The sequence below is a fragment of the Kosakonia arachidis genome (genome assembly GCF_900116535.1).
In the GTDB taxonomy this organism is placed as follows: domain Bacteria; phylum Pseudomonadota; class Gammaproteobacteria; order Enterobacterales; family Enterobacteriaceae; genus Kosakonia; species Kosakonia arachidis.
Genome location: NZ_FPAU01000005.1, coordinates 136812 through 156887, shown reverse-complemented (window position 1 = coordinate 156887; position 20076 = coordinate 136812). Strand labels below are relative to the sequence as shown.

Below are 20076 nucleotides of genomic sequence, written 5' to 3'. Positions count from 1 at the left end.
AGTTGGCGCTACAGCCTGACGCTGACGAGGGACTTTAACGGCTTACGCTAGCTGGCTTCGCAGACGGCACTCACGCAGTTGCGACGGGTTGACACAGCTGAGGGCGCTGGTCGGGCAGGCTTCAACGCAGGCGGGTCCCGTTTCGCGGTGCTGGCAGAGATCGCACTTCAGCACCAGTGCACACACGTCAACCCGCATCACCTGCATCGCGCCAAACGGGCAGGCGATCATGCAGCTTTTACAGCCGATGCAGCGGGATTGCTCCACCCGTACCGCGCCGTCGGCGCGATAAATTGCGCCAACCGGGCAGACATTCACACAGGGCGCATCTTCACAGTGATGACAGGTCACAGCCGTGGAAAATGTGCCGGTTTTCACCACCCGAATGCGGGCAGAAAAGGTGGAGGCCGAGAGGGTTGCGCAATCCTGATCATCCTGGTGCGACACTACGCAGGCCACTTCGCAAGTGCGACAGCCAATGCATTTTGCCGAATCGGCGATAATAAAACAGTTCATTCCCCACTCCTGCAGGCGTTAAAAAAGCCAAGAGTGCCGAAAGCGTCGCTGCCGCGCTTTGATCGCAGAAGGGAAAGACGCCAGATTTGTCATTTGCATGAATATTTCTGGCGCTCTGCCTGGGACTTACTCCTTCAGGAAAAGGGCTTTGTCGCGCAGGATATGGTCATTGCCGCGTCGGCGGGTAAAACCAATGCGGTCAAAATATTCCAGAATCTGAATCGCCAGTTTGCGTCCCACGTTCAGGGTATCGCGGAAATCGGCGGCGCTGGTGGAACCGCGCGCCTGATCCAGATCGCGGATCATACTGGCGAAGGTGACGATCCGATCGTTACGGTAATAACGATCTTTCACGATCGCCGTAATGAGCCCCTGCTGAGCAGCCTGCCGCAGCACGCCGCGCATCATCTGTTCATCGCTTGCTGTTTCGCACGCCAGATCGCGTACCCACCACGGTTCGTCACCAAACAGTGGCGAGACCTTTTGCCAAAGATGCGCCTGTTCATCGCTGAAGCTGGTTTTGTGATCCGGTAGATGCAGCCAGCCATGATGGCTGTGAATATCGCCCGCCTCGCGCATCCGTTCGATAAGCGTGAGCACCAGCGCTTCATCTTCCATCGGCAACGCCATGCGCCGCAGGCGCTCGCGCCCAGGGCCTGGCTCTTCCCGGTGCTGCTCATGGTAGATTGCCAGCGTCTCCAGCAGCTTACGCTGCCAGCGTGCCGCCACCGGTGCATTCAAAAGATTATAGCCAGCACGAATAAAACCGGGGTTATCCAGCAGCGCTTCCAGCCCACGCGCGCTGAGCTGCCGCGCCCAGCCAAACGCCGTCAGATCGACGGCGCCGCGCAATAAATGCGCCAGCAGCGCCTGCGCATCATCGCCCGCCTGCTCCAACTGCACAATCCATTGCAGATACTCGGTTTTACGTTTGCCGCGGCGCGGTGAGTTGAGCGTGACCACGCGCGCTCCAGCCAGCGTAGTGCGCGCAGAGATATCGCGTAGCACCAGCCGATCGTTATCAGCCAGCCACAGCGGCGTATCCAGCACCAGTTCGGCAAGACCATTTTCCAGCAGCGAAACGCGGCCGGTAACATGACTGGCGGCGTGGTGAATATGTACCGGCTGCCACTGGGTCAGCGCCGTGTGCGTTTGCAGCGCGACAATTACCCGCTCCGTTGGCTCCAGCGGTTGCTGTGACAGCAACCAGTCACCGCGGCTGAGCGCCTCTTTTTCCGCGTCACCGGCAATATTGAGCGCAATGCGCTGCCCGGCGTGAGCATGATCGACCGGCTGGTTCTGCGCATGCAGACCACGCACGCGCATCGGTTTATTCACTCCGGTCAGCCACAACGTATCGCCCACGCGCACATCACCAGAGAGCGCCGTACCGGTCACCACCAGCCCGGCGCCTTTGACGGTAAACGCACGATCCAGCGCCAGGCGAAAACGTTGGTTTTCCGGGTGCGCGCGCTCCGGCAAGTGCAACAAATGCGCGCGTAATTCAGCGATGCCACGCATCTCTGTTGCGGCAGTGACAAACATTGTCGCCTGCGAATAACCAAAGGTTTTCAGCGTTTCTTGCACTTCTGCACGCACCTGCTCAATTCGCCTGTCATCCACGCGATCGGCCTTGGTTAGTGCCACGGTCAGCGCCGGGTTACCGGTAAGCTGCAAAATAGCCAGGTGCTCGCGGGTCTGCGCCATCACGCCATCGTCGCAGGCGACGACCAGCAGCGCATGATCGATGCCGCCGACGCCCGCCAGCATATTCGAGAGGAATTTTTCGTGTCCCGGCACATCAATAAACCCCGGTACGCGCCCGTCCGGCTGCGGCCAGTAGGCATAGCCAAGATCGATAGTCATGCCGCGTTTTTTCTCTTCCGGCAAACGATCGGCATTCACGCCGGTCAACGCCTCAATCAGGGTCGTTTTGCCGTGGTCAACATGCCCGGCAGTGGCAATAATCATTTCAGCAACATCTCCAGCAAGCGGGATTCATCATCAAGACAGCGGCAGTCCAGCCACAAGCGACCATCGTAAATGCGGCCAATTACCGGCTGCGGCAACGTCCGCCACTGCGCTGCCAGCGCCTCCAGCCGACGCCCACTGCCGTCGCGCGGTGTAAAGGTCACAGCCGCACCAGGCAGGCGATCGACGGGCAAAGAGCCACTGCCAATCTGTGACAGACAAGCTTCGACACGCAGGTCGAACTCGCTATATCGCGCACTCAGTGCCACGCACAGCCGCCGTGCCTGCTCGCGGATCTCCGGCTCCGGGCGCGTCAGATAACGCAGCGTCGGCAGGCGTTGCGGCAGCGTTTCCGGGTGCAGATAGAGACGCAGCGTAGCTTCCAGCGCCGCCAGCGTCATTTTATCCGCCCGCAGCGCCCGTTTCAGAGGGTGCTGCTGCAACTGCGCAATCAGCGCTTTTTTACCGACGATAATACCCGCCTGCGGGCCACCGAGCAGCTTATCGCCGGAGAAGCTCACCAGGCTGACGCCTGCGGCAATCAGCGTCTGCGGCATCGGCTCTTTTGGCAGGCCGTAGCGGCTTAAATCCACCAGCGAACCGCTACCTAAATCAACAATCACCGGCAGGCCGGCCGCTTCGGCAAGCGTTACCAGCTCTGCTTCATCCACTGCGGCGGTGAAACCGTCAATATGATAATTGCTGGTATGCACCTTCATCAGTAGCGCCGTGTTGTCGTTGATCGCCTGGCGGTAATCTTTGGCATGTGTACGGTTAGTGGTTCCCACCTCATGTAGCTCGCAACCCGCCTGACGCATCACGTCCGGAACGCGGAACGCGCCACCAATCTCCACCAGCTCGCCGCGCGACACAACGACTTCACGCCCCGCTGCCGTGGATGCCAGCATCAACAACACGGCAGCAGCGTTGTTATTGACGATACAGGCATCTTCCGCACCGGTTAGCTGGCAGAGTAAATCCGCCAGTGCGCGATCGCGGTGACCACGTCCGGCACCGTCGAGATCGTATTCCAGCGTCGTCGCGGAGCCCATCACCGCCGCAACGGCATCGACCGCTGCCTGCGGCTGCACCGCGCGGCCTAAGTTGGTATGCAGTACAGTACCGCTCAGGTTAAACACCGGGCGCAGCGCGCTGGTGCTGCACTGTTCCAGCCGCTTTTTCGTCTCGCTGGCCCAGGCATCACACCAGTCAGGTAGTGTCTGTTGCTGGCGGATTTGCTCACGCGCTTCGTCCTGCAACTGATGCAGCACCTGCGTGACGCGGTTGTGGCCGAACAGCGTTAATAAAGTGGCGAACGCCTCGTCACGTAACAGGCGATCGGTCGATGGGATCCGGCTGTAAAGAGTTGTCATGAAAAGGCCTGGCTATAAGTTGCCCCCTCTCGTCAGGGGGATTGACGTGAGGGGATTGTACAGCGACTTTGCGCAGGCCGACACCATGCTTATCAGGCCTTTGGCGGCTCCGTACGGGCGAAACTTTCACGCTGGAAGAGGTTCTCAACCAGCTTCACCAGCAGCGGGCGATTCACGCACCAGCCCGGCGAGACGTGGCGGAAGTTGAGATAACCAATCGCGCAGGCAATAGCAATGGTCGCCAGGTTCAGCGTTTCCACGCTGAGCGTTCCCTCTTGCAGGTAGCGTTCCAGCGTATCCAGACCTTGCGAAACTTTCTCCCGCTGGCGCAGCAGCTCGCTTTGCGATTGCTGCTCAACCGGGCGTGCCAGTTCACGCACCGAAAACAGCGCAGCATCCATAATGCCGTCGGCCAGCGCTTCCAGTTGGCGGATTTTCAGCGCAGCCACAGGCTCCGTCGGTAATAACGCCGGTGCGATACCTAGTAACTCAATGTACTGCGCGATGATCGGCGAGTCGAACCAGACTTCACCCTCATCTGTAATCAGCGCGGGGACCTTACCGAGCGGGTTGTAGTGCGCTACGCCATTGATCGCGTTGTAGGGCTGCTCGTTGATAAATTCAAAGGTGATCCCCTTTTCCAGCAGCATCACGGAGATTTTGCGGACAAAAGGGCTGGTGTAGCTGCCGATAAGTTTCATTTTTTGGGTCCTTTTTTGCCAACAAAAAGTTAATTATGTACTAGTCGTCGTAAATTGGTTCATCAACGTGAAAACTTCCGATACTAAATTAAGCTTCGCCATACTGCCTGAAAGGAAGTTACAGGTTGTCCTGATTGTAAAAAGACAGTTTGCTGGTGATCACACTCGGAAAACTCCCGGCAAAAATATCTTGTGATTTGGATCACAAATAAATAACAAAATAGCCATGACAAAATGTGATCATAATCACATTAAACCCCCATAAGCGTTCGGTTTTTATCCGTTGTTCTTTTTTTACACTGATTTTTTGTGATGTAAATCACGCTAATAAGCGAGATATCCCCCACATTTGCGTGATCAAGATCACATTAAAGGTCATCGTCTGGACAGTTAGGCAATTCGGTGCGAGATTTCGCCTCACAGATAACCCAGGTCCGGCTACCTCTGCCGCCACGTTAACAACAAACCTCGGGCTTCCGGCCTGTGCGATAGTAAACATAAGAAGGGGTGTTTTATGTCATCCGATATCAAGATCAAGGTGCAAAGCTTTGGTCGTTTTCTCAGCAATATGGTGATGCCCAACATCGGCGCGTTTATCGCGTGGGGTATCATTACCGCATTGTTTATTCCTACAGGGTGGTTACCAAACGAGACGCTGGCGAAACTCGTCGGCCCCATGATTACGTATTTGCTACCGCTGCTCATCGGTTTCACCGGTGGTCGTCTGGTTGGTGGTGATCGCGGCGGCGTAGTGGGTGCTATCACCACAATGGGGGTTATCGTCGGTGCTGATATGCCGATGTTCCTCGGTGCGATGATTGCTGGACCGCTTGGCGGCTACTGCATCAAGAAATTTGACGCTGCCGTAGACGGCAAGATCAAATCCGGTTTCGAAATGCTGGTGAACAACTTCTCTGCTGGCATCATCGGTATGATCCTCGCCATTCTGGCATTCCTTGGCATCGGCCCTGCCGTAGAAGTGCTGTCCAAAGCATTGGCTGCGGGCGTTAACTTCATGGTTGTTCATGACATGCTGCCGCTGGCGTCCATCTTTGTTGAACCGGCGAAAATCCTGTTCCTCAACAACGCCATCAACCATGGCATCTTCTCGCCACTGGGTATTCAGCAGTCTCATGAACTCGGCAAGTCCATCTTCTTCCTGATCGAAGCAAACCCGGGTCCAGGTATGGGTGTGCTGATGGCGTATATGCTCTTCGGCCGTGGCAGCGCGAAACAGTCTGCGGGCGGCGCGGCAATCATCCACTTCCTGGGTGGTATCCACGAAATTTACTTCCCGTATGTGCTGATGAACCCGCGTCTGCTGCTGGCGGTAATCCTCGGCGGTATGACTGGCGTGTTCACCCTGAGCGTGCTGAACGGCGGTCTGGTTTCTCCGGCTTCTCCGGGTTCCATCCTGGCGGTGCTGGCGATGACGCCGAAAGGCTCTTACTTCGCTAACATCACGGCGATTCTGGCTGCACTGGTCGTCTCCTTCGTTATCTCTTCTATCCTGCTGAAAACCAGCAAAGTGAAAGAAGAAGATGAAGATATCGAAGCGGCTACCCGTCGCGTGCATGACATGAAAGCCGAGTCCAAAGGCGCAACTCCGCTGTCGGCTGGCGATGTCACCAATGACCTGAGCCATGTTCGTAAAATCATCGTGGCCTGTGATGCCGGTATGGGTTCCAGCGCCATGGGGGCAGGCGTACTGCGTAAGAAAGTGCAGGATGCTGGGCTGACCAATATCTCGGTGACGAACAGCGCAATTAACAGCCTGCCGCCGGATGTCGACCTGGTGATCACGCACCGCGATCTGACAGAACGTGCAATGCGTCAGGTACCGCAGGCGCAGCATATTTCGCTGACTAACTTCCTCGACAGTGGCCTGTACACCAGCCTGACTGAACGTCTGGTTGCGGCACAGCGCCACACAGACAACGAAGCAAAGGTGACAACCAGCCTGAAAGACAGCTTTGATGAGGCAGACAGCAATCTGTTCAAACTGGGCGCAGAGAACATCTTCCTTGGCCGCAGCGCGAACACCAAAGAAGAAGCGATTCGTTTTGCCGGAGAGCAGCTGGTGAAAGGCGGCTATGTTGAGCCGGAGTATGTGCAAGCGATGCTGGATCGTGAAAAACTGACCCCTACTTATCTGGGTGAGTCAATCGCTGTTCCGCACGGTACGGTGGAAGCCAAAGACCGTGTACTCAAAACTGGCGTGGTTTTCTGCCAGTATCCGCAAGGTGTGCGTTTCGGCGAAGAAGAAGATGACATAGCCCGTCTGGTCATCGGTATCGCCGCGCGTAACAACGAGCATATCCAGGTTATCACCAGCCTGACCAACGCACTGGATGATGAGACGGTCATTGAACGCTTGGCTCAGACTTCCAGCGTTGAGGAAGTGCTGGCGTTACTGAACAAGTAATCAACAAAGCCCGGTGGCAAATGCTTACCGGGCTTTTGTACTCTCCCTTCGGGGAGAGGGTCAGGGTGAGGAGAACGATATGTGTTCTTCACCCAGGCCCTCTCGGGTAAAACATTTATGAAGGTTAATTTTATGAAAGCATTACATTTTGGCGCAGGTAATATCGGACGTGGTTTTATCGGCAAACTGCTTGCCGACGCGGGGATTGAACTGACATTCGCCGATGTGAATCAGGTCGTGCTTGATGCCCTGAATGCCCGTCATAGTTATCAGGTTCATGTTGTGGGAGAAAAACAGCAGATTGATACCGTTTCCGGCGTCAACGCTGTCAGCAGCATCGGTGATGAAGTGATTGACCTGATTGCGCACGTCGACCTGGTTACCACTGCCGTGGGACCGGTTGTTCTGGAGCGCATCGCTCCGGCGATTGCCAAAGGTCTGGCGAAGCGCAAAGCGCAGGGCATCAACACGCCGCTGAATATCATTGCCTGTGAAAACATGGTACGCGGCACCACCCAACTGAAAGGCCATGTTATTGCCGCACTGGCCGATGCCGATAAAGCGTGGGTAGAAGAGCATGTCGGCTTTGTCGACTCGGCCGTTGACCGTATCGTTCCGCCAGCGGAATCCGCAACTAACGATCCGCTGGAAGTGACCGTGGAAACCTTCAGCGAGTGGATTGTTGATAAAACGCAGTTCAAAGGTGCCCTGCCGGTCATTCCAGGAATGGAGTTAACCGATAACCTAATGGCATTTGTTGAGCGCAAGCTCTTCACGCTGAATACCGGGCATGCTATAACCGCGTACCTTGGAAAACAGACTGGCCATCAGACCATTCGTGATGCCATCCTCGACGACGCTATTCGCGCCGTGGTGAAGGGCGCGATGGAAGAGAGCGGCGAGGTACTGATCAAGCGTTATGGCTTCGATCCCGAAAAGCATGCTGCGTACATTCAGAAAATCCTCGGCCGTTTTGAAAACCCGTGGCTGAAAGACGATGTGGAACGCGTTGGCCGTCAGCCGCTGCGTAAACTGAGCGCCGGTGACCGTCTGATTAAACCGCTGCTCGGCACGCTGGAGTACAACCTGCCGCACGCAAACCTGGTAAAAGGTATCGCCGCCGCGATGCACTACCGCAGCGAGCAGGATCCGCAGGCGCAAGAACTGGCACAGCTTATCGAAGAGAAAGGCCCGCAGGCAGCGCTGGCGCAAATTTCCGGCCTGGATGCCAACAGCCCGGTAATTACCGAAGCCATCGACGCATATAACGCAAAGGCATGATGCCGGTTTTGGCGCGGGGATCCCGCGCCAGTTAACGAAATTGTCAGATATGCAGGCAATAATGGAACAAACGCAGGCTTTCGAAAACCGTGTACTCGAGCGTCTGAATGCGGGCAAAACCGTACGAAGCTTTTTGATTGCTGCCGTTGAACTGCTCAATGAAGCCATCAATATTCTGGTATTGCAGGTATTCCGCAAAGATGACTACGCGGTGAAATATGCTGTAGAGCCGCTGCTTGACGGAGATGGACCGCTGGGCAATTTATCTGTGCGGCTGAAGTTGATTTACGGCCTGGGCGTGATTTCCCGGGCGGAGTACGAAGACGCGGAGCTCCTGATGGCACTCCGTGAAGAGCTGAATCACGACGGCACGGAATATGCCTTTACCGACGATGAAATTCTCGGTCCGTTTGGCGAACTGCATTGCGTGGCAGCCCTGCCACTAACCCCGCAATTTGATACCAGCGATGCCGATCTGTTCGCCATGCAGAAACAGCGCTACCAGCAAGTGGTGCGCTCTACCATGGTGCTTTCATTGACTGAGCTGATTTCCCGCATCAGCTTAAAAAAGGCATTCCATAAGTAAGCGCCGCCGCAAATGTTGTATCCTTGCATTTTCCCCCAACAAAACTGAGCACCATGAAAGACGTTGAAAAGAACGAAATCAAGCGCCTGAGCGACCGCCTCGATGCGATTCACCACCAGCAGGCTGACCTCTCTTTAGTCGATGCGGCAGAGAAATACGCCGAACTGGAAAAAGAGAAAGCCACACTGGAGACGGAAATTGCCCGCCTGCGCGAGCAGCACAGTCAGAAACTGAGCAAAGAAGCGCAAAAACTTCTGAAAATGCCGTTCAGACGCGCCATCAGCAAAAAAGAGCAGGCCGATCTCGGTAAGCTGAAAAAAAGCATTCGTGGGCTGGTGGTTGTGCACCCCATGACAGCATTGGGCCGCGAAATGGATCTCGACGTAATGACTGGCTTTGCCAAAAACGAATTCTAAACGGTATCGCCCTTGTCGCGTACTGAGCGCGGAGGGGCGACCTAAATTGGCCCTACCAATTCCACTTTGACTTTCTCCCTGCTTCACAGATCCATCAAATCCTGTCACATAGCCATTGCTCAAATGCAACATCTGGATAACCATTCGTTATCACCAACCCTACACCATCACATTGGCAGGACCACTTTTACAAAACTTGTGACGCAGAGTTAAGCACAGATTTACCGCGTACCGGCTTTGTTGTGGTTCTCTGGAGATACCTGCATGAGCCTCTGGCAACAGAATTACGACCCCGCCGGGAACCTCTGGCTATCGAGTTTGATCGCATCGCTACCGATCCTGTTTTTCTTTTTTGCTCTGATAAAACTCAAGCTCAAAGGCTACGTGGCCGCGAGCTGGACGGTCGCCATCGCCCTTGCGGTGGCGCTGCTGTTTTACAAGATGCCAGTGGATCACGCCCTTGCTTCAGTAGCTTACGGCTTCTTCTATGGCCTGTGGCCCATTGCATGGATCATCGTGGCAGCAGTATTTGTCTACAAGATTTCGGTGAAAACCGGGCAGTTCGACATTATCCGCTCATCAATCCTCTCAATTACGCACGACCAGCGCCTGCAAATGCTGATTGTTGGCTTCTCGTTTGGCGCGTTTCTCGAAGGGGCGGCCGGGTTCGGCGCACCGGTGGCCATCACCGCCGCATTGCTGGTTGGGCTGGGCTTTAATCCACTGTATGCTGCCGGCTTATGCCTGATTGTAAATACTGCGCCCGTGGCATTTGGCGCGATGGGTATTCCGATTCTGGTCGCAGGCCAGGTCACCGGGCTGGAGAGTTTTGAAATTGGCCAGATGGTCGGTCGCCAGTTGCCATTCCTGACCATTATCGTGCTGTTCTGGATCATGGCAATTATGGATGGCTGGCGTGGCGTGAAAGAGACCTGGCCTGCAGTGCTGGTGGCAGGTGGTTCATTTGCTGTTACCCAATATCTGAGCTCCAACTTTATCGGCCCGGAACTGCCGGATATCATTTCATCGCTGGTTTCACTGGTGTGTTTGACGCTGTTCCTGAAACGCTGGCAGCCAGTGCGTATCTTCCGCTTTGGCGATATAGGCGCGTCGCAGGTCGCTCTCGATTTAAAACGCACGCACTACAGTGCCGGGCAGGTTCTGCGCGCCTGGTCGCCGTTCCTGTTCCTGACGGCAACTGTCACGCTGTGGAGCGTGCCGCCGTTCAAAGCACTGTTTGCACCAGGCGGTGCGCTGTATGACTGGGTCTTCAATATTTCCGTGCCACATCTCGACAAGCTTGTTGCCCGCATGCCGCCAGTTGTGAGTGCCGCCACGCCGTATGCTGCGGTGTATAAATTCGACTGGTTCTCCGCAACCGGCACCGCCATTTTGTTCGCGGCGATCCTGTCGATTGTCTGGCTGCGTATGAAGCCAAAAGAGGCGGTTAGCACCTTCGTCAGTACGCTCAAAGATCTGGCACTGCCGATTTACTCGATCGGTATGGTGCTGGCCTTCGCATTTATCTCGAACTATTCCGGGCTGTCGTCGACGCTGGCGCTCGCGCTGGCACATACCGGTAGCGCCTTCACCTTCTTCTCGCCGTTCCTCGGCTGGCTGGGGGTATTTCTCACCGGATCCGACACGTCATCGAATGCGCTGTTTGCCGCGCTGCAGGCGACCGCTGCTCAGCAGATCGGCGTCTCGGATGTGCTGATGGTGGCCGCTAACACCACCGGCGGCGTCACCGGCAAAATGATATCACCACAGTCGATTGCCATTGCCTGTGCGGCGGTAGGACTGGTTGGCAAAGAGTCTGACCTGTTCCGCTTTACCGTTAAACACAGCCTGATTTTCACCTGCATGGTGGGTGTGATCACCACACTTCAGGCTTATGTATTGACCTGGATGATCCCATGACAGTTTTACCCCGACGCCTGGTAGACGAGGTTGCAGACCGCGTTCGGGCGCTGATTGCTGAACAACAACTGGAAGCGGGTATGAAACTGCCCGCCGAACGCCAGCTGGCCGCACAGCTTGGGATTTCGCGCAATTCGTTGCGTGAAGCCCTTGCGAAGCTGGTCAGCGAAGGCGTGCTACTGAGCCGTCGCGGCGGTGGTACGTTTGTTCGCTGGCAGCACGAAACCTGGTCAGAACAAAATATTGTTCAGCCATTGAAAACACTGCTCAATGACGATCCCGATTACAGCTTTGATATCCTTGAAGCCCGTCACGCCATTGAAGCCAGTACTGCCTGGCATGCCGCCATGCGTGCCACCGAAGCGGATAAAGAGAAGATTGCCCTGTGCTTTGACGCCTCGCAGTCAGATGATCCCGATCTCGCGTCACAGGCGGATGTGCGTTTCCATCTCGCCATTGCGGAAGCCTCGCATAACGTAGTGCTGCTGCAAACCATGCGTGGCTTCTTCGATCTGCTGCAATCCTCAGTAAAACAGAGCCGCCAGCGCATGTATCTCGTGCCGCCCGTTTTTGCCCGTCTGACCGAACAGCACCGCGCGGTGATGGATGCTATTTTCGCGGGCGATGCTGATGGCGCGCGTCAGGCGATGATGGCGCACCTCGGTTTTGTACACACCACTATTCGACAATTTGATGAAGATCGGGCCCGCCATGCGCGCATCACCCGCCTGCCCGACGAGCAGCATTCGCATTCAAGGGAGAAAAAAGCATGATTATTTCCGCAGCCAGTGACTATCGCGCAGCGGCAAAACGCATTTTGCCGCCATTTCTGTTTCACTATATCGACGGTGGCGCATATGCCGAATATACCCTGCGCCGCAACGTGGAGGATTTGTCACAGGTGGCGCTACGCCAGCGAGTGTTGAAGGATATGTCCACACTCAGCCTCGACACCACACTGTTCAATGAGAAACTCAGTATGCCGGTGGCGCTGGGGCCGGTCGGACTGTGCGGTATGTATGCCCGTCGTGGCGAAGTGCAGGCCGCAGGCGCTGCCGATGCGAAAGGCATTCCATTTACTCTCTCCACCGTTTCGGTGTGCCCGATTGAAGAAGTGGCGCCAACCATCAAACGCCCGATGTGGTTCCAGCTTTATGTGCTGCGCGATCGCGGCTTTATGCGTAACGCGCTGGAGCGGGCAAAAGCTGCAGGCTGTTCGACGCTGGTCTTCACCGTAGATATGCCGACGCCCGGCGCGCGCTACCGCGATGCCCATTCTGGAATGAGCGGTCCCAATGCCGCCCTACGCCGCTATGTGCAATCGGTATTTCATCCACAATGGGCGTGGGATGTGGGGGTGAATGGTCGCCCGCATGATTTGGGTAATATTTCCGCCTATCTCGGCAAACCGACCGGGCTGGAAGACTATATTGGCTGGCTTGCGAAAAACTTTGATCCCTCTATTTCCTGGAAAGACCTGGAGTGGATCCGCGAATTCTGGGACGGTCCGATGGTGATCAAAGGGATCCTCGATCCGGAAGATGCCCGCGATGCAGTGCGTTTCGGCGCTGATGGTATTGTGGTTTCCAACCACGGTGGCCGCCAGTTAGATGGTGTGCTCTCTTCCGCCCGTGCATTACCGGCCATTGCCGATGCAGTAAAAGGCGATATCACCATTCTGGCTGACAGTGGCATTCGCAACGGTCTTGATGTAGTGCGTATGATTGCGCTCGGTGCTGATTCTGTGCTGCTGGGCCGTGCGTATCTGTACGCACTGGCAACGCATGGCCGTAAGGGTGTGACGAACTTGCTGGATCTGATCGAGAAAGAGATGAAAGTGGCAATGACGCTGACCGGTGCGAAATCGATTCGCGAAATCAGCAAAGAATCTCTGGTGCAGACGCTCCATCAACTACCTGCCGCGCTGGCGCCGCTGGCGCATGGCGATGCGGCTTAGAGAGTGCTATCCTGCCCCCGCTATCAAGGGGGCAGTATGTTAAACATCGTATTATTTGAACCAGAAATCCCGCCCAATACCGGGAACATTATTCGCCTGTGTGCCAACACCGGTTTCAGCCTGCACATTATCGAACCTATGGGGTTTACCTGGGACGATAAACGCCTGCGTCGCGCAGGGCTGGATTATCATGAGTTCGCTGCCGTGAAGCGCCACGCAGATTATGCTGCGTTTGTCGAAGCCCAGCAGCCACAGCGCCTGTTTGCGCTCACCACTAAAGGCACCCCTGCACACAGCGCGGTCAGTTTTCAGGACGGGGATTATCTGATGTTTGGCCCGGAAACGCGCGGCCTACCCGCTACGATCCTTGATGCGCTACCGCCAGAGCAAAGAATCCGTATTCCGATGATGCCGGACAGCCGCAGCATGAACCTGTCGAATGCGGTATCCGTGGTGGTGTATGAAGCCTGGCGCCAGTTGGGCTATCCCGGCGCGGTGCTGCGTAGTTAACGTATTGTCGGATAGCGGCGATAGCTTATCCGAACTGGAGGTTGGTGCTAACACGTCAGTTTTTCTGGCATTATTGGCGATGGCAGATTGAGCACTGCCCTGGTTCAAACTGCCGAGGAAAATAGCCAGAAAGTTAGATGCCGTCGCCATACTCGAACCCGTGCTTGATGCCATTAAAATGCTGATCCATATCCATCGACGGTTTATCGCTTTCGGGTTTGCCCACGATGCGCGCCGGGACACCAGCCGCAGTAGTGTGCGGCGGTACGGGTTGTAGCACCACCGAACCGGCACCGATTTTCGCGCCGCGTCCGACTTCAATATTCCCGAGGATTTTCGCTCCGGCACCAATCATCACCCCTTCGCGGATCTTCGGATGACGATCGCCACTGGTTTTCCCGGTACCGCCGAGAGTGACTGACTGGAGAATCGAAACGTCGTCTTCAATGACAGCGGTTTCACCAACCACAATACCGGTGGCATGATCGAGCATAATGCCGCGGCCGATTTTCGCCGCCGGGTGGATATCCACCTGGAAGCTCACCGACACCTGATTTTGCAGGAAAATTGCCAGCGCCTGGCGGCCCTGTGACCACAGCCAGTGACCAATCCGATAGGCCTGTAAGGCGTGAAAACCTTTCAGATAGAGCAACGGCGTGGAATATTTATCCACCGCCGGGTCGCGCGTACGCACGGCCTGAATATCGCAGGCAGCGGAGGCGATCATTTCCGGATCGGCAGCATAGGCTTCTTCCACCACTTCGCGGATGGCAATCGCCGGCATAATCGGCGACGCCAGTTTGTTCGCCAGCATATAACTCAGAGCGCTGCCCAGATTCTCGTGCTTGAGTAGCGTTGCATGATAAAAACTGGCCAGCATCGGCTCGCACTCCGCCAACGCCCGGGCTTCGGCTTTGATATTTTTCCAGACCAGATCCAGTTCTTCACACGGCATTGCTTACTCCAGGAATATCTGCGTTTCCATAAACAAAAATATTGATGCGTCGAAGCAGCAAGCCCGTGCGCCCAGGCGCTTATACAAGCAACCGGGGACACAGGCTCAGCCAACAAAGAGGCAACAAGAAGAAGTGTTTAGTGATTGCTGCGTTCGTCTTTGCGAGCACGACCCAATAGCGTCAATGCTGCCTCGCGTGCATTCTTTCCGCAATACAATACCTGATAAATTTCCTCGGTTATTGGCATTTCAACGCCAAACCGATGCGCCAGCGCGCGAACTTCTTTGGTATTGCGATAACCTTCCACCACCTGGCCAATTTTGTCCTGTGCGCTTTGCACATCCATTCCCTGGCCAAGCATCATGCCGAAGCGGCGGTTACGCGACTGGTTGTCGGTACAAGTCAATACCAGATCGCCTAAACCCGCCATGCCCATAAAGGTGGACGGATCGGCCCCCAGCGCTGCACCAAGACGCGACATTTCCGTCAGACCGCGAGTGATCAGAGCCGTACGGGCATTCGCGCCAAAACCAATGCCATCAGACATTCCCGCGCCGATCGCAATCACGTTTTTCACCGCGCCGCCAAGCTGCACGCCGATGAAATCCGGGTTGCTGTAAACACGGAAGCTTTTGCCACAGTGGAGAAGCTGCTGAAGATCTTCAGAAAATTGTGGATCGGTAGAAGCCAGGGAAATAGCCGTCGGCAAACCTGCCGCCAGTTCTTTGGCAAATGTCGGACCGGAGATCACCGCCAGCGGGATCGCCGAACCTAAAACTTCACGCGCCACGTCCTGTAGCAGTCGTCCGGTTTCCGCTTCCAGACCTTTCGTCGCCCACACAATACGTGCATCATCACGCATCAGCGGCTTTATCTGCGACAGCACATCGCCAAAAACATGGCTGGGTACGACCACCAGAATATTGCGGCTAGCGGCCAGCGCGCGCGCAAGGTCGCTTTCTAATTGCAGCGAATCAGGAAAAGGCACATCGGGAAGAAATGCGGCATTGCAACGATCATGTTGCAGGGTTGCGATATGTTTCGGGTCATGACCCCACAGCACAACCTGGTGGCCATTTCTTGCCAGCGTGATGGCAAGAGCGGTGCCGTAAGAACCGGCACCGATCACAGTCATTGCAGCATTAAGTGCGTTCATCAGGCATCCTGATGTTGTTCAGCACCTTCGCCAGTCTGCTGTTGCAGGTAGTTCATGAACAGCGCATCAAAGTTAACCGGCGCAAGGTTCAGTTGCGGGAATGTACCGCGGGATACCAGGCTGGTGATGCATTCGCGAGCATACGGGAACAGAATGTTCGGGCAGTATGCACCCAGGCAATGCGCCATCTGCGTTCCTTCGATACCGTCGATAGAGAAGATGCCGCCCTGCTGCACTTCACACAGGAAGCCGGTTTCTTCACCAAGAGAAGCCGTTACAGTAACGCGCAATACGACTTCATAAACGCCTTCAGCCAACTGTGTGGAGGCCGTGTCGAGATCCAGTTTCACCTCCGGCTGCCACTCCTTCTGGAAGACGTGGGGCGCATTCGGCGCTTCGAAAGAGATATCTTTCGTATAAATACGCTGAATCTGGAAAGTCATTTCGGTGTTGTTTTGTTCAGACATGAGTGAATAACCCTTAAATGTTGTAGTGCTTTTAAGCATTAACGTAAAAGCGGATCCAGCCCGCCACGCGCATCCAGCGCATATAAATCGTCACAGCCGCCGATGTGCTGTGCATCAATAAAAATCTGCGGAACCGTTGTACGGCCACTACGTTGAATCATCTCTTCACGTTTTACCATGTCGCCATCGATCGGCAGCTCAGCAAAAGCGACGCCTTTACTGCTCAGCAGCGCTTTTGCGCGGTGGCAGAACGGGCAGGTTGCTTTCGTGTAGATCTCAATATTGGCCATAACTTTAGTCTCCTGATGTCCCCTGCGAGCCGCAGCTCGCCGGAGCAATTATTTACCACGAACCAGTGGCAGATTCTCACCGATCCAGCCTGAGATACCGTCTTTAAGCACAAAGACTTTCTCGAAGCCCGCTTTCACCAGTTCATTTGCCGGCACCTGCGCCTGCACGCCAGTACCGTCAACAACAATAATTGGCGCGCTTTTGTGTTTCTCAAGCTCACCTACATTATTGGCTTTGATCTCGTTTGGCAGCAAATTAACTGAGCCTGCAATGTGCCCCTTTCGGAAATCATCACGCTGACGCAAATCCACAACGACAGCCTCTTCTTTGTTGATCAGGCGTGTGGCTTCGCCGCGAGATATCACTTTCACTTTCGACGCCAGGCCTTTGAAAGTAGTGAATAATACAGCCCCGAATAACGCAATCCAGGCGATACACAGTATGGGGTTGCGGCTAATAAATTGCATAATTTCTTGCATCTGGGGTAACAGCTCCCGACTTAGTGATTAAAAAACCAGGAAAGGAGTATACCTGCGCAGTGTGGCAAATACAGCCAGCGAGCACGATGGAATGCATTTTCTGCGGAGTGTTACGAAAAAAAGAAGGAAACCCCCGTAAATCAGCTGGTCAGGCAGCCGTTTTCTTTGATCTTCTGCGGCTATTTTATCGATTCAGCTGTAGTAAAATTACGCAAAATTTTTTTGTCTTCTGAGCAAGAGGGTGTCGCAATGTCGGTTTCTAAAAAACCTATGGTACTGGTGATTCTGGATGGCTACGGCTACCGCGAAGACCAGCAGGATAACGCTATTTTCAACGCAAAAACCCCGGTAATGGACCAGCTGTGGGCAAAGCGACCGCACACACTGATTGATGCGTCAGGTCTGGAAGTCGGTCTGCCGGATCGCCAGATGGGCAACTCCGAAGTCGGTCATGTCAACCTCGGCGCTGGTCGCATTGTTTACCAGGATCTGACCCGTCTGGACGTTGAAATTAAAGAACGAACCTTCTTCAGCAACCCGGTGTTGAGCGGCGCAGTAGATAAAGCCGTGGCAGCCGGTAAAGCCGTACATATTATGGGCCTACTTTCCGCAGGCGGCGTGCACAGCCACGAAGACCATATTATGGCGATGGTTGAACTGGCCGCAGAGCACGGCGCTGACAAAATTTACCTGCATGCGTTTCTCGACGGTCGCGATACGCCGCCACGCAGCGCTGAATCTTCACTGAAAAAATTCGAAGACAAATTCGCCGCGCTGGGCAAAGGCCGCGTCGCGTCGATCATTGGCCGTTACTACGCCATGGATCGCGACAATCGCTGGGATCGCGTAGAACAGGCGTATGATCTGATGACGCAAGCGAAAGGCGCGTTTACTGTCGACAGCGCTGTGGCTGGCCTGCAAGCGGCTTACGCCCGCGATGAAAACGATGAATTTGTCAAAGCGACCGTGATCCGTGCTGCAGGCCAGGCTGATGCCGCTATGCAGGATGGCGATGCACTGATTTTCATGAACTTCCGTGCTGACCGCGCGCGTGAAATTACCCGCGCTTTCGTCAATGCTGATTTCGACGGCTTCGCACGTAAGAAAGTAGTTAATGTGGATTTCGTTATGCTGACGGAATATGCCGCAGACATCAAAACCGCCGTGGCTTACCCACCAGCCTCTCTCGCTAACACGCTTGGCGAGTGGATGGCGAAGCACAACAAAACGCAGTTGCGCATCTCTGAAACAGAAAAATATGCGCATGTGACCTTTTTCTTTAACGGCGGTGTTGAAGAGCCGTTCCCGGGCGAAGACCGTATTCTGATCAACTCGCCAAAAGTGGCGACTTACGATTTGCAGCCGGAAATGAGCTCGGCCGAGCTGACCGAAAAACTGGTTGCGGCGATCGCCAGCGGCAAATACGACACCATCATCTGTAACTACCCGAACGGCGATATGGTTGGTCATACTGGCGTGTTTGATGCGGCCGTTGCCGCGGTTGAAGCACTGGATCACTGTGTGGCGGAAGTGACCAAAGCGGTCGAAGCTGTGGGCGGTCAATTGCTGATCACCGCCGATCACGGTAACGCAGAACAGATGCGCGACCCGGCAACCGGCCAGGCGCATACCGCGCACACCAACCTGCCGGTGCCGCTGATCTACGTTGGCGATAAGTCAGTGAAGGCGGCTGCAGGCGGAAAACTTTCCGATATCGCACCGACCATGCTGACGCTGATGGGCATGGAAATCCCGCAAGAGATGACTGGTAAGCCGCTGTTCATCGTGGAATAATCGCTCCCCATGAGGGGAAAGGCGATTTTTTCAATTACATGGGGTAGGTTTCGGCCCCTTCTTTGCGCCAGCGCACTCAGCGCTGGCGCATTGCTGTGCGCCGTTTCCGCCCATGCAGATGACCGCGACCAGCTCAAATCCATTCAGGCCGATATCGCCGAGAAAGAGCGCGCGGTACGCCAGCAACAACAGCAACGCTCCGGCCTTCTTGCCCAGCTTAAAGCGCAGGAACAGGTTATTTCCGCCGCCGCCCGCCAGTTGCGGGAAACCCGGAACACACTTGCGCAACTCAACCGCCAAATCGATGAGATGAATGCCTCGATCGCCAAACTGGAACGCCAGCGCGTCGCACAGGAACGCAACCTTGCCGCGCAACTTGATGCCGCATTCCGTCAGGGGCCGCATACGGGCATTCAACTGATTTTAAGTGGTGAAGAGGGACAGCGCAGCCAACGTTTACAGGCTTACTTCGGCTATCTCAACCAGGCGCGCCAGGAAACGATCGCCCAGTTGAAGCAGACGCGTGAAGAAGTGGCGACGCAGAAAACCGAACTGGAAGCTAAGCAGAGCCAGCAACAAACCCTGCTTTACGAGCAAAAAGCGCAGCAGGCCAAACTTGAACAAGCCCGTAATGAGCGGCAGAAAACCCTTTCCGGGCTTGAATCCTCCATCCAGGAGGGACAACAGCAGCTCAGTGAGATGCGCGCCAACGAATCCCGCCTACGTGACCGCTTAGCCCGTGCGGAAGCGGCAGCCAAAGCGCGCGCCGATCGCGAAGCACGTGAAGCGCAGGCCGTGCGTGATCGCCAGAAAGAAGCCAGTAGCAAAGGTACTACCTACAAACCAACCGAAAGTGAACGCTCGCTGATGTCCCGTACCGGCGGGTTAGGCTCGCCATCGGGCCAGGCGATCTGGCCGGTTCGCGGTCCGTTGCTGCATCATTATGGCGAACAGTTGCAGGGTGAGCTACGGTGGAAAGGGATTGTTATCGGTGCGTCTGAAGGCAGCGAAGTCAAAGCGATCGCCGATGGACGCGTGATCCTGGCCGACTGGCTCCAGGGTTATGGTCTGGTGGTCGTGGTTGAGCACGGTAAAGGCGATATGAGCCTCTACGGTTATAACCAGAGCGCCCTGGTCAGCGTCGGCACGCAGGTGCACGCAGGCCAACCGATAGCCCTCGTAGGCAGCAGTGGCGGTCAGGGCCGGCCTTCACTCTATTTCGAAATTCGCCGTCAGGGTCAGGCGGTCAATCCACAGCCGTGGTTGGGAAGATAAGT

General features: G+C 55.4%; 19 protein-coding genes. 10 read left to right on the top strand and 9 right to left on the bottom strand.

Annotation, left to right across the window (positions count from 1 at the left end; genetic code table 11):
• Nucleotides 1–42: 42 nt before the first annotated feature.
• From BM427_RS18845 to BM427_RS18830, 4 genes are all read right to left on the bottom strand, one after another.
• On the bottom strand, nucleotides 43–516 hold the full coding sequence (locus tag BM427_RS18845; RefSeq protein WP_090124134.1) for a 4Fe-4S dicluster domain-containing protein: 474 nt from the start codon (nucleotides 514–516) through the stop codon (nucleotides 43–45).
• A 126-nt stretch (nucleotides 517–642) separates the two neighbouring features.
• Nucleotides 643–2487: a selenocysteine-specific translation elongation factor gene (gene selB, locus BM427_RS18840; RefSeq protein ID WP_090124131.1), complete on the bottom strand. Its 1845-nt coding sequence runs from the start codon at nucleotides 2485–2487 to the stop codon at nucleotides 643–645.
• Nucleotides 2484–3860, bottom strand: coding sequence for an L-seryl-tRNA(Sec) selenium transferase (selA, locus tag BM427_RS18835; RefSeq protein WP_090124127.1), 1377 nt, complete (start codon nucleotides 3858–3860; stop codon nucleotides 2484–2486). The genes selB and selA overlap by 4 nt, the downstream gene beginning before the upstream one ends.
• 92 nt (nucleotides 3861–3952) lie before the next feature.
• Nucleotides 3953–4561: a glutathione S-transferase gene (locus tag BM427_RS18830; protein ID WP_090124124.1), complete on the bottom strand. Its 609-nt coding sequence runs from the start codon at nucleotides 4559–4561 to the stop codon at nucleotides 3953–3955.
• A 514-nt stretch (nucleotides 4562–5075) separates the two neighbouring features.
• Here BM427_RS18830 and BM427_RS18825 point away from each other — a divergent pair.
• The 8 genes from BM427_RS18825 to trmL all read left to right on the top strand — a co-directional run bounded on the left by BM427_RS18825 (nucleotide 5076) and on the right by trmL (nucleotide 13656).
• Complete coding sequence (locus tag BM427_RS18825; RefSeq protein ID WP_090124121.1) at nucleotides 5076–6986, top strand: PTS mannitol transporter subunit IICBA; 1911 nt, start codon at nucleotides 5076–5078, stop codon at nucleotides 6984–6986.
• A gap of 132 nt (nucleotides 6987–7118) precedes the next feature.
• Entirely contained in the window at nucleotides 7119–8267 is a 1149-nt protein-coding gene (gene mtlD / locus BM427_RS18820; protein ID WP_482793369.1) for a mannitol-1-phosphate 5-dehydrogenase, read from the top strand.
• Between the two features lie 49 nt (nucleotides 8268–8316).
• Entirely contained in the window at nucleotides 8317–8853 is a 537-nt protein-coding gene (mtlR, locus tag BM427_RS18815; RefSeq protein ID WP_090124118.1) for a mannitol operon repressor MtlR, read from the top strand.
• Nucleotides 8854–8906: 53 nt separating this feature from the next.
• A complete protein-coding gene (locus BM427_RS18810; RefSeq protein ID WP_090124114.1) occupies nucleotides 8907–9269 on the top strand; it encodes a YibL family ribosome-associated protein in 363 nt (120 codons plus the stop codon).
• Nucleotides 9270–9533: 264 nt separating this feature from the next.
• Nucleotides 9534–11189, top strand: coding sequence for an L-lactate permease (gene lldP / locus BM427_RS18805; protein WP_090124111.1), 1656 nt, complete (start codon nucleotides 9534–9536; stop codon nucleotides 11187–11189).
• On the top strand, nucleotides 11186–11962 hold the full coding sequence (gene lldR / locus BM427_RS18800; RefSeq protein WP_090124108.1) for a transcriptional regulator LldR: 777 nt from the start codon (nucleotides 11186–11188) through the stop codon (nucleotides 11960–11962). Before lldP ends, lldR begins: the two co-directional genes overlap by 4 nt.
• The gene (lldD, locus tag BM427_RS18795) at nucleotides 11959–13146 is read left to right on the top strand and encodes an FMN-dependent L-lactate dehydrogenase LldD (RefSeq protein ID WP_090124104.1); all 1188 of its coding nucleotides are present in this window, start codon (nucleotides 11959–11961) and stop codon (nucleotides 13144–13146) included. The genes lldR and lldD overlap by 4 nt, the downstream gene beginning before the upstream one ends.
• Before the next feature lie 36 nt (nucleotides 13147–13182).
• A complete protein-coding gene (gene trmL, locus BM427_RS18790) occupies nucleotides 13183–13656 on the top strand; it encodes a tRNA (uridine(34)/cytosine(34)/5-carboxymethylaminomethyluridine(34)-2'-O)-methyltransferase TrmL (protein WP_090124101.1) in 474 nt (157 codons plus the stop codon).
• Between the two features lie 133 nt (nucleotides 13657–13789).
• On the opposite strand, the gene cysE is transcribed toward trmL, so the two are convergent.
• The 5 genes from cysE to BM427_RS18765 form a co-directional block, all read right to left on the bottom strand.
• Nucleotides 13790–14611 carry a serine O-acetyltransferase gene (gene cysE / locus BM427_RS18785; RefSeq protein WP_090124097.1) on the bottom strand — a complete coding sequence of 274 codons (822 nt, stop codon included), beginning with the start codon at nucleotides 14609–14611 and terminating at the stop codon, nucleotides 13790–13792.
• Nucleotides 14612–14748: 137 nt separating this feature from the next.
• Nucleotides 14749–15768 (bottom strand): NAD(P)H-dependent glycerol-3-phosphate dehydrogenase, encoded by a 1020-nt coding sequence (gpsA, locus tag BM427_RS18780; RefSeq protein WP_007369519.1) that lies wholly within the window; start codon nucleotides 15766–15768, stop codon nucleotides 14749–14751.
• Nucleotides 15768–16235: a protein-export chaperone SecB gene (secB, locus tag BM427_RS18775; protein WP_007369518.1), complete on the bottom strand. Its 468-nt coding sequence runs from the start codon at nucleotides 16233–16235 to the stop codon at nucleotides 15768–15770. Before secB ends, gpsA begins: the two co-directional genes overlap by 1 nt.
• Nucleotides 16236–16273: 38 nt before the next feature.
• On the bottom strand, nucleotides 16274–16525 hold the full coding sequence (grxC, locus tag BM427_RS18770) for a glutaredoxin 3 (protein WP_007369517.1): 252 nt from the start codon (nucleotides 16523–16525) through the stop codon (nucleotides 16274–16276).
• A 48-nt stretch (nucleotides 16526–16573) separates the two neighbouring features.
• Nucleotides 16574–17005 carry a rhodanese-like domain-containing protein gene (locus BM427_RS18765; protein WP_090124094.1) on the bottom strand — a complete coding sequence of 144 codons (432 nt, stop codon included), beginning with the start codon at nucleotides 17003–17005 and terminating at the stop codon, nucleotides 16574–16576.
• 249 nt (nucleotides 17006–17254) lie between these two features.
• Here BM427_RS18765 and gpmM point away from each other — a divergent pair, with 249 nt between their 5' ends.
• Both gpmM and envC read left to right on the top strand, forming a co-directional pair.
• Nucleotides 17255–18799: a 2,3-bisphosphoglycerate-independent phosphoglycerate mutase gene (gene gpmM / locus BM427_RS18760; protein ID WP_090124406.1), complete on the top strand. Its 1545-nt coding sequence runs from the start codon at nucleotides 17255–17257 to the stop codon at nucleotides 18797–18799.
• Between the two features lie 9 nt (nucleotides 18800–18808).
• Entirely contained in the window at nucleotides 18809–20074 is a 1266-nt protein-coding gene (gene envC / locus BM427_RS18755) for a murein hydrolase activator EnvC (RefSeq protein ID WP_090124091.1), read from the top strand.
• Nucleotides 20075–20076: the final 2 nt, after the last annotated feature.